This window comes from Polaribacter sp. IC066 (assembly GCF_007997085.1).
In the GTDB taxonomy this organism is placed as follows: Bacteria; Bacteroidota; Bacteroidia; order Flavobacteriales; family Flavobacteriaceae; genus Polaribacter.
The window spans coordinates 1-7,927 of record NZ_VORR01000085.1 but is presented as its reverse complement, the minus strand read 5'-3'; the positions used below and the strand labels follow the sequence as shown (position 1 = coordinate 7,927).

Annotated in this window: 7 protein-coding genes and 1 pseudogene; 4 read left to right on the top strand and 4 right to left on the bottom strand. The window is 29.4% G+C overall.

The genetic code is table 11. The annotated features are described in order from the left end of the window. Positions 1–123: 123 nt before the first annotated feature. The gene (locus ES044_RS17520; RefSeq protein WP_189663348.1) at positions 124–1,203 is read right to left on the bottom strand and encodes a hypothetical protein; all 1,080 of its coding nucleotides are present in this window, start codon (positions 1,201–1,203) and stop codon (positions 124–126) included. A gap of 360 nt (positions 1,204–1,563) precedes the next feature. Between ES044_RS17520 and yiaA the strand changes: the two genes are divergently transcribed. Further along, positions 1,564–2,049: an inner membrane protein YiaA gene (yiaA, locus tag ES044_RS17515; protein WP_147120634.1), complete on the top strand. Its 486-nt coding sequence runs from the start codon at positions 1,564–1,566 to the stop codon at positions 2,047–2,049. A gap of 114 nt (positions 2,050–2,163) precedes the next feature. Here the strand turns inward: yiaA and ES044_RS17510 are convergent, their stop codons facing one another. After that, a complete protein-coding gene (locus tag ES044_RS17510; RefSeq protein ID WP_147120633.1) occupies positions 2,164–2,319 on the bottom strand; it encodes a YqaE/Pmp3 family membrane protein in 156 nt (51 codons plus the stop codon). Between the two features lie 230 nt (positions 2,320–2,549). Between ES044_RS17510 and ES044_RS17505 the strand changes: the two genes are divergently transcribed. The 3 genes and pseudogenes from ES044_RS17505 to tnpA all read left to right on the top strand — a co-directional run bounded on the left by ES044_RS17505 (position 2,550) and on the right by tnpA (position 6,599). After that, positions 2,550–3,863: an MFS transporter gene (locus tag ES044_RS17505; protein WP_147120632.1), complete on the top strand. Its 1,314-nt coding sequence runs from the start codon at positions 2,550–2,552 to the stop codon at positions 3,861–3,863. 581 nt (positions 3,864–4,444) lie between these two features. Further along, entirely contained in the window at positions 4,445–5,950 is a 1,506-nt protein-coding gene (locus ES044_RS17500) for a serine hydrolase (RefSeq protein ID WP_189663347.1), read from the top strand. 203 nt (positions 5,951–6,153) lie between these two features. Further along, positions 6,154–6,599: pseudogene (tnpA, locus tag ES044_RS17495) on the top strand (IS200/IS605 family transposase). 22 nt (positions 6,600–6,621) lie between these two features. On the opposite strand, the gene ES044_RS17490 reads toward tnpA, so the two are convergent. Both ES044_RS17490 and ES044_RS17485 read right to left on the bottom strand, forming a co-directional pair. After that, a complete protein-coding gene (locus ES044_RS17490) occupies positions 6,622–6,918 on the bottom strand; it encodes a hypothetical protein (protein ID WP_147120630.1) in 297 nt (98 codons plus the stop codon). A gap of 86 nt (positions 6,919–7,004) precedes the next feature. Then, entirely contained in the window at positions 7,005–7,328 is a 324-nt protein-coding gene (locus ES044_RS17485) for a hypothetical protein (RefSeq protein ID WP_147120629.1), read from the bottom strand. Between the last annotated feature and the right edge of the window lie 599 nt (positions 7,329–7,927).

Genomic DNA, 7,927 nt, shown 5'->3' with positions numbered 1-7,927 from the left:
GCACAATATTTTGCTAGAATTAGAGGATATATTACAACGCTCAAAAAAAATAAACAAAAAGTACTAGAAAATATTCAGCTTGCTTTTAGCAAAAATCCGTTCCTACCGGAAATGGCTGAATAGTTACTTTTCTTGTTGAATGTTTTTTAAGTGCTTAAAATAGTTTCGTTTAAAACTTAATATTCTAGATTCTACGATATCAATATTACCTAAATCGATTTGTAATAAAATTTCAATCAAGCTTTTTTTGATGGTCCATTGCATACCTGTTTTTTCGATATACCATTTATCAGAATGATAAAATTTAGCAATTAAACTTTGTGCTTTTTTGAGTTCTTTTTGCTGAAAATAACACACAATTAAAGATAAATTAAAATCTAATTGAGAAGCAATATGTACCATTTTTTTGTTGATGAATGCTTCTAATATTTCAATTGATTTTTGGGGTTTCCCTGAAAAATTATAATTTAAAGCGACTAATAGCTTATATTTTACCTGAAACTCTTTTTGATATTTCCCGTTCTTTTCTTGCATGTAAAAAGACATCATATCTAAATATTCTAAAGAGTGGGTAAATTTTTTATTTCTAAAAAGGGTATTAGAAATTACATATAAAATTTCTAAATGATAAAACAATTGTTTGTCTTTAGATGTATGATTTTTGATGGTTTGATAGGTTTCTAGTAGAAATGCTTCGATGTTGTAATAATCAAAATTTTGCGAAGAAGAAATAGTGGTGATCTGAATTAGTTGGTATAACGACTTAAAGGAAAGTGAATCTGATACAATGATTTTATGTTCATTTAAAATGTCTTCAATCATCAATTTTATATTGATAATTTTATGCTGATGCTTTATTTCTTGTAAAGCTTTTCTAATTTTACAGTACGCAATATTTAACTCTTCTTCTAACAAATATTGCTGCTGATTTTCTCTAAAAGCAACAATGAACGCATCAATATCTAAAGATGAAATGGCATAGGCATATTGAATTTTAGAATGATAAACCTCGTTTAAAATTGTAAATAATTGATATTCCTTTGCAATAATTTCGGCTTTATTTAAAATTTTATAACCGATATTAAATTGTCCTTTTTGAAGAAATGTTCTTGCAGATAAAATATACGTAATCAACTGCATATCTATAGAACTCTCTTCTTTTAAATTTGCATTCGCCGTAAAGTTAATGATAGAATCAAGCAATCGTTTTCTTAATGCATGCAGGGCAGCCTTATTATCTTTTCCATAAATTTTTAGGCAAATTTCTTTAGATGAAAATGTGTTAGTCAGTAATAAATTTACTAACTGAATGTCTTTAGCATCTTTTCTTTTGTTCTTTTTATCTAAATATGAAATGAATTCTTGTTGCTTATCTTCTGTAAAACCAATTATTATTTCTTTTAAATTTATTATGAGGTCGTCAGTAATTTATATTATAATGTTTGTAATTATTGATTTTTTAATTTTAATGTAAAAATTTAATCGTCAGTAAATATAACAATTAGTTTTTTGTAGTTTCTTATTTCTTTGCAATTTTGTCGGGTAATTATTAAACTATAAACTATGAATTATCAAACATCAGTTTCTGCAAATGAAGAAACTAAAACAGCATCAAAAAGTAAAAAGTCAAAGAATAAATTTAATGAAAAACCAACATCCGCCTATATTGGTGCAACTTGGGGAGTTGTAATTATTGGATTACTCTCTTATTGTATCGGTTTATGGAATGCGAGTATGGAACTCAATGAAAAGGGGTATTATTTTGCAATTCTTTTAATGGGAATTTATGCCGTTATTTCGCTTCAAAAAGCGGTAAGAGACAAAGCCGAAAAAATAAAAGTAAGCGATATGTATTTTGGTATCAGTTGGGTAGTAGTAATTGCCTCTTTACTCTTATTAATTATCGGTTTAAGAAATGCCGATTTAGAATTAAGTGAAAAAGGATTTTATGCAATTTCCTTTTTATTAAGTCTTTTTGGCGCAATCACGGTTCAGAAAAACACCCGTGATATTGATTTTATCAACACTAAAAATGAAGAAGAAAAATAGTTAGTTTGATATTGGTTTTACAAACCAAAACCTCATAAGTTTAGGCTTATGAGGTTTAAATGCTGTGAGAAAATAAAACTAAAATATTGTTTTATTTAGCACTGTTTTAATTGATTATTTGCCATTCACGTAAAGTGCATGCACCACTCCAGGCAAAAAGCCTAAAATTGTAAGTAAGATACTTATTAAAAATTTCGATCCAATTCCGTGTTGTAAAAAGACAGCTAGCGGTGGTAATAATACACTTAAAACGATTGTTATAATTGACATGTTTTGTTTTTTAATTGAGTTACAAAGTTATATTCTTTGTAAGATTGCTATTACCGTAAAAGATATAATCTTTAACTCAAAAGTATTTTAATCGCTATAATAGTGGATAAAAAAATGTGGTAAAAACGATTGCTGAAAATATAGCGTTTGTAGAAATAGAAATTTAGGTTTGGAAATTTCATTAAATTAGTGTTATTTTTGATGCTTATTTTTTTCTCTATTTTATACCAATGAACCCAAATAAGTACTCTTTTATAAATCCTAAAAAGTCTCCTTTTTTTTATGGATACGTAACACTAATTTTTGGAAGTATTGGTGTATTATTTAGCATTCCAGGTCAAACAGTAGGTGTTTCTGTTTTTACAGATCCTGTAAAAGACGCTTTAGGCTTAACAAGAAATCAATTTAGCAATGCCTACATGATTGGTACTTTAATTAGTGCCTTTTTTGTAACCAAAGCCGGACGATTGTTCGATAAGTTTGGTGCACGTTATGTGGCCTTTTTTGCATCTTTCTTTTTAGGCATTTCTTTGATATTATTTTCTTTTTCTGAAAAAATATCAAATTTTATAAAAAGTTTTTTAGACTTTAATTCATGGTCTGTTCCTTTTGTGCTGATTTGCATCTTATTTTTTCTAATCCGGTTTTGTGGACAGGGCGTTTTAACAATGTCTTCTAGAAATATGGTCATGATGTGGTTTGATAAAAATAGAGGCAAAGTAAATTCTATCAGTAGTATTACTATTTCACTAGGTTTTTCAATTTCTCCAGTTATACTCAATTATCTTATTACAGAGAATGGTTGGGAGGTAAGTTGGCAAATTTTAGCGGTATGTTTATTTATATTCAGTTTTTTTATACTTCAGTTTTACAGAAATAAACCAGAAGATTTTGATATGATTCCTGACGGATATAAAAAAGAAGAAACAACAAAAGAGAAAAAACAAGAAATAAATTTCACTTTAGTAGAATCAAAAAAAACAAGAGCTTTTTGGATGTTCGGACTTGCTTTGGCTTTTAATAGTTTTTTAATAACTGGCTTTACTTTTCATATAATTTCTATTTTTGAAACGGCATCGTATACTAGGGCAGAAGCCATTGCTGTTTTTTTGCCAATATCGGTCATTGCAATTTGTGTATCTACAATAGCAAATATCTTAAGCGATTATATTGCGCATAAAATTTATTTATACATTATGCTAGCAGGTGGTTTTTTTGCTTCTTATGGATTGTTAACATTAAGCAATGTAAGCGGAATTTACTTTTTGATTGGCGGTCTTGGTATTTGCAGCGGTCTTTTTGCAGTTGTAAATGCGGTTACTTGGCCACGCTATTTTGGAAGAAAGTTTTTAGGTGCTATTACTGGTAAAGTAATGAGTTTTATGGTGGTGGCAAGTGCTATTGCTCCGAGTTTATTTAGCTATTGTTTTACCACATTTGGCAGCTACACATACATTAGCTATTTATTATTGCCTTTTTTAGTGGTTTTAGTTTTAGGTGCAATGAAAGTAGAAAATCCTCAAAACAAAAATTTAGAATCTTAAATAGCTTGTTTTATAGTTTTAATTATGAATGCTATCTATTTAAAAACATCTTTTATAATTTTATAGGCATTCATGAATTAGATTGTGGAAATGAAGATTACTACAATTTGAAAGCGAATGAAATGATAGCAATTCCAAATTTTTTATAAATTTCAAACAAAGTAGAATTTAAAGAGATTTTTCTTGAGGATCTAGAAAAGATAAATCAGAAAAAGAATATTTTATAAAAGTTGAGATACTTGAAAGTTTTGAATCATTTAAATAACCGGGCTATTTATCGGGTAATTATAGGACTGAAATTTTAAATTAAAATTACAAGATATTTTACAAAAGAAAAATCTCTTCAGAATTTTAACAATTTTGGTTTGACTTTAAACAAGATGAATTGGAAAAATAATAGAAAATCAATTAAAATGAAAAATTCTGCACACAAAAGAGCATAAAATTAATTTCTAGTTTTAGATTACTTGCAAAACTCTTCACGGACTTATTATCTGCTATTTATTTACTAAATTTACTTTATAAACGTGCAACTATTTGCACACAACTAGTTTGCAACCAATTAAAAACCCAATATGACTATGAATACCTCTAGAATTCTTTTAATAATGCTAATATTACTGCTATTAGCGCCATCAAATTTTGCTCAAGACATTTCAAAAAGCAATAAACTAAATGCAATGATTGAAGAAGGAATGAAAGATTGGCAAATACCTGGACTTGCTGCAGTGGTAGTAAAAAATGGTAAAGTAGTATTCAAAAAAACCTATGGGATAAAAGATATTGAAACGAAAGAGGCAGTAGATGATAACACACTCTTTAGCATGGCATCAACAACCAAAGCATTAATTGCTATTTCATTGGGAATTCTTGTAGACCAGAATAAAATAGCTTGGCAAGATAAAGTGATTACTCATTTCTCTGCGTTTAAGCTTTCAGACCCATATATTACTGCAGATGCAAGAGTAATAGACCTACTAACACACAATCTCGGTATAGGCAATGCAGATTTGTTATGGACAACAAATAACCTTTCTACCCTAGAAACTATTGATAAATTTAAATATGCAGAAAAAACATATCCGCTCCGAGGTGGATTTATCTATCAAAATATTATGTACGCGGTTGCTGGAGAACTTATTGAATCCGTAAGTGGTCAACATTGGTCAGAATTCGTAGAAAATGAAATTTTAAAGCCGCTAGAAATGACTCGCACACAAACTAAATCGAAAGATATTATAAAAGCAGGCAATTATACTACACCACATTTTAATGATTTAGAAGATGGCGTTGTGAAAGTAGGGTATACCTTTGCTGATCAAATTGGGGCTGCTGGATCGGTTTGGTCGACAACAAATGATATCAGCAATTATTTAACATTTCTTGTGAATGATGGAATATTTAAAGGAGATACAATTATTCAACCAAACACATTTCAATATTTATTCAAATCACATGCAATAGTAGCAGACGGCGGAGTCTACCCAACGAATAAATTGACAAAACCAAAATGGAATACTTACGGTTTAGGCTGGTTTCAGCAAGATTATCGAGGTAATAAGCTTGATTTTCATACAGGTAGTTTGTCTGGTCTCGTTGCAATAGCAGGAATTATGCACGATAAAGACTTAGCAGTGTATGTTTTTGCGAACCTTGATCATGCAGAACTCCGTCATGCAATAATGTATAAGGCTATGGATATTTATGCTTTTAGCGATGACAATAGAGACTGGCACAAGGAAATTTTTAAATTATACGCTGGCTTTAGAGAAAACGCGAAGGAAGCAAAAAAAAAGAGAAGTGAAGGAAGAATTATGGAAACTAGGCCATCATTAATCTTAGAACAATATTCTGGAACCTACCAAAATGAAATGTTAGGTGTAGTAAGTGTCAGTTTGGATAAAGGTCAATTAAAAATAGACTTTAACAATCTTTTTAATTATCAATTGGAACATTGGCACGACGATACATTCATTACAAATAAAGACCCTATTTATCGGGATAAATTTTTCTTTAATTTTAATTTAAATGCATCAGGAAAGATTGCGTACTTTGAATTTTTTGGAGAAAAATTTACTAAAAAATAGCAAAGGAAGACAAAAAAGAGTGAGCTGATTAAACTTTAGATACTACCTTGCATTGAAATAACTAGTTATCAAAAAGCTCGTTGAATTTTTGATAACTACTTGTTTTTCTTGAAAAATATTGCAAGCAAAACGGCAGCTTTTAATCGAAAGAATTCCCCGACGCTTGCATCGGGTGTAGCGTAAAGATATGTAATTTTGTTTTTATGAGTGAGCATATTCGTAAGAGCCATAATAAGAGTTTATTACTTTACCATTTAGTTTGTCCGATAAAATATAGAAGAAAAGTATTGACTTCTGAAGTTTCAAAAACGCTAAAGAATATTTGTTTAGAAATAACTTATAGATATGAGATTCATTTTTTAGAGATAGGTTGCGATGATGATCACGTTCATTTTTTGCTTCAGAGTGTTCCAATGGTGTCTCCGAAAAAAATAGTGAATACTATTAAAAGTTTAACCGCAAGAGAAATTTTTAGACTTCATCCAGAAGTTAAAAGGTTTTATGGGGTGGAAAGTTTTGGACAAGTGGGTATTATATCAATACAGTTGGACAGTATGCAAATGAGGAAGTTATAAAAAAGTATGTTCAGGGTCAAGGGAATCAAAAAGATTATAAGAAAATACATTCCTCACAGTTGAGGTTGTTTTGATACCTCGTGCCCTTGGGCCGAGTTAGTTCATTGTTTTTCTTTTACTAGTATGGGTTGCTAAACTTCTGAAAATTGGGGGTATCATCGCACTATTATATTGCTTTTTATTCAATGTAGCATTGTTAAGATTATTGCCATTTTTAGTTCCTTCTTTAGCACATTTAGTCCAAGCCTCATGATACAAACCATTTGTTTGTTGATCGTCTATATTGGTGACTTTTAAATTTTGATGCAAAGCTAATTTGTAGGTTATATATCCGTCTATATATCTTGTTTGTCTTTTCGTACCTATTACACCGTTGTTTTTGATGTAGTTCATAAAACCGTAATTACTATGATCTCTTTTGTAAGCATAACTACTAATTAAATAATTAAACTCAATTTTACTTAAACTTGAGTTTTTGTTTAATAATTCATCAAATTTTTCTTGGTTAAAATTAATTTTTTTTGCAAAGATTCCGATAATTTATCAAATTTTTGATAACTTTTAGACCAGCCACTTTTTAAATAGTTCCAAGAAATGGAATCATTTGCCATTGGCGATTCTACAAATAATTTTTCAGGATTGTATTTTTTAGCAAAACACAACATCGGCTTATCACTGTTTTTTATAATTATTGATACAGTGTGCATTGTGCCAATAATTAAAATTTCTTGTGGTTTGTTTTGTGCTGATAAAACAAAAATGGATAGTAATAAAGCGGTGAAAAAAGCGATTTTAGTTTTCATAATGAGTTGTTTTGTGATTAAATTTTCTGATACAAAACTAGAACGTAATCAGCAATAAAATCAATGTATAATGGCCTTTGGGGCGAAATACAGCTATGTTGTGGTAGAATTCAAAACAGTTTTTACATCATTTTGATAGGTTCTAGAAACAGGCACTTCTATGTGGTGAAATAATAATACAAACAGTTTTTCTTACGCTGTTTTCCGTTGTTCAAAATGAAAAGGATTGATCAAATAGAAGTGATGTGTTCTTATATCAAATTAGCCCTATAATGCCTTAATAAATCGTTTCTTTTTCGCTTACCTTTCATCAAAAATAATTACCGTAACGATGCTTTGCTAATTACTTTTCATTTCAATTAATCGAAAAATAATTCAATTTATTTGTACGTCACTATAAAACTAAATTGGTATTAAATGGGTAGGAAATTTATTCGCAAAAACAGGCAATTTATTTCTAATTAAACTTTTCGTAACTATTCAGCCTTTAAAACAGCAATAGTTTTAAAAGCAGCGAAAATATTTTGACCATTCTTAATACAGGTATCTGTTACTGATCTAATAACTGCATATATCTGTGCACCATTTTCAGTTTTAAA

Excerpts from the sequence above, each read along its gene's own strand:
- ES044_RS17505 (WP_147120632.1), top strand. The coding sequence starts at position 2,550 with ATGAACCCAAATAAGTACTCTTTTATAAATCCTAAAAAGTCTCCTTTT.
- ES044_RS17485 (WP_147120629.1), bottom strand. The coding sequence starts at position 7,328 with ATGAAAACTAAAATCGCTTTTTTCACCGCTTTATTACTATCCATTTTT.
- yiaA (WP_147120634.1), top strand. The coding sequence starts at position 1,564 with ATGAATTATCAAACATCAGTTTCTGCAAATGAAGAAACTAAAACAGCA.
- ES044_RS17510 (WP_147120633.1), bottom strand. The coding sequence starts at position 2,319 with ATGTCAATTATAACAATCGTTTTAAGTGTATTATTACCACCGCTAGCT.
- ES044_RS17490 (WP_147120630.1), bottom strand. The coding sequence starts at position 6,918 with ATGAACTACATCAAAAACAACGGTGTAATAGGTACGAAAAGACAAACA.
- ES044_RS17500 (WP_189663347.1), top strand. The coding sequence starts at position 4,445 with ATGAATACCTCTAGAATTCTTTTAATAATGCTAATATTACTGCTATTA.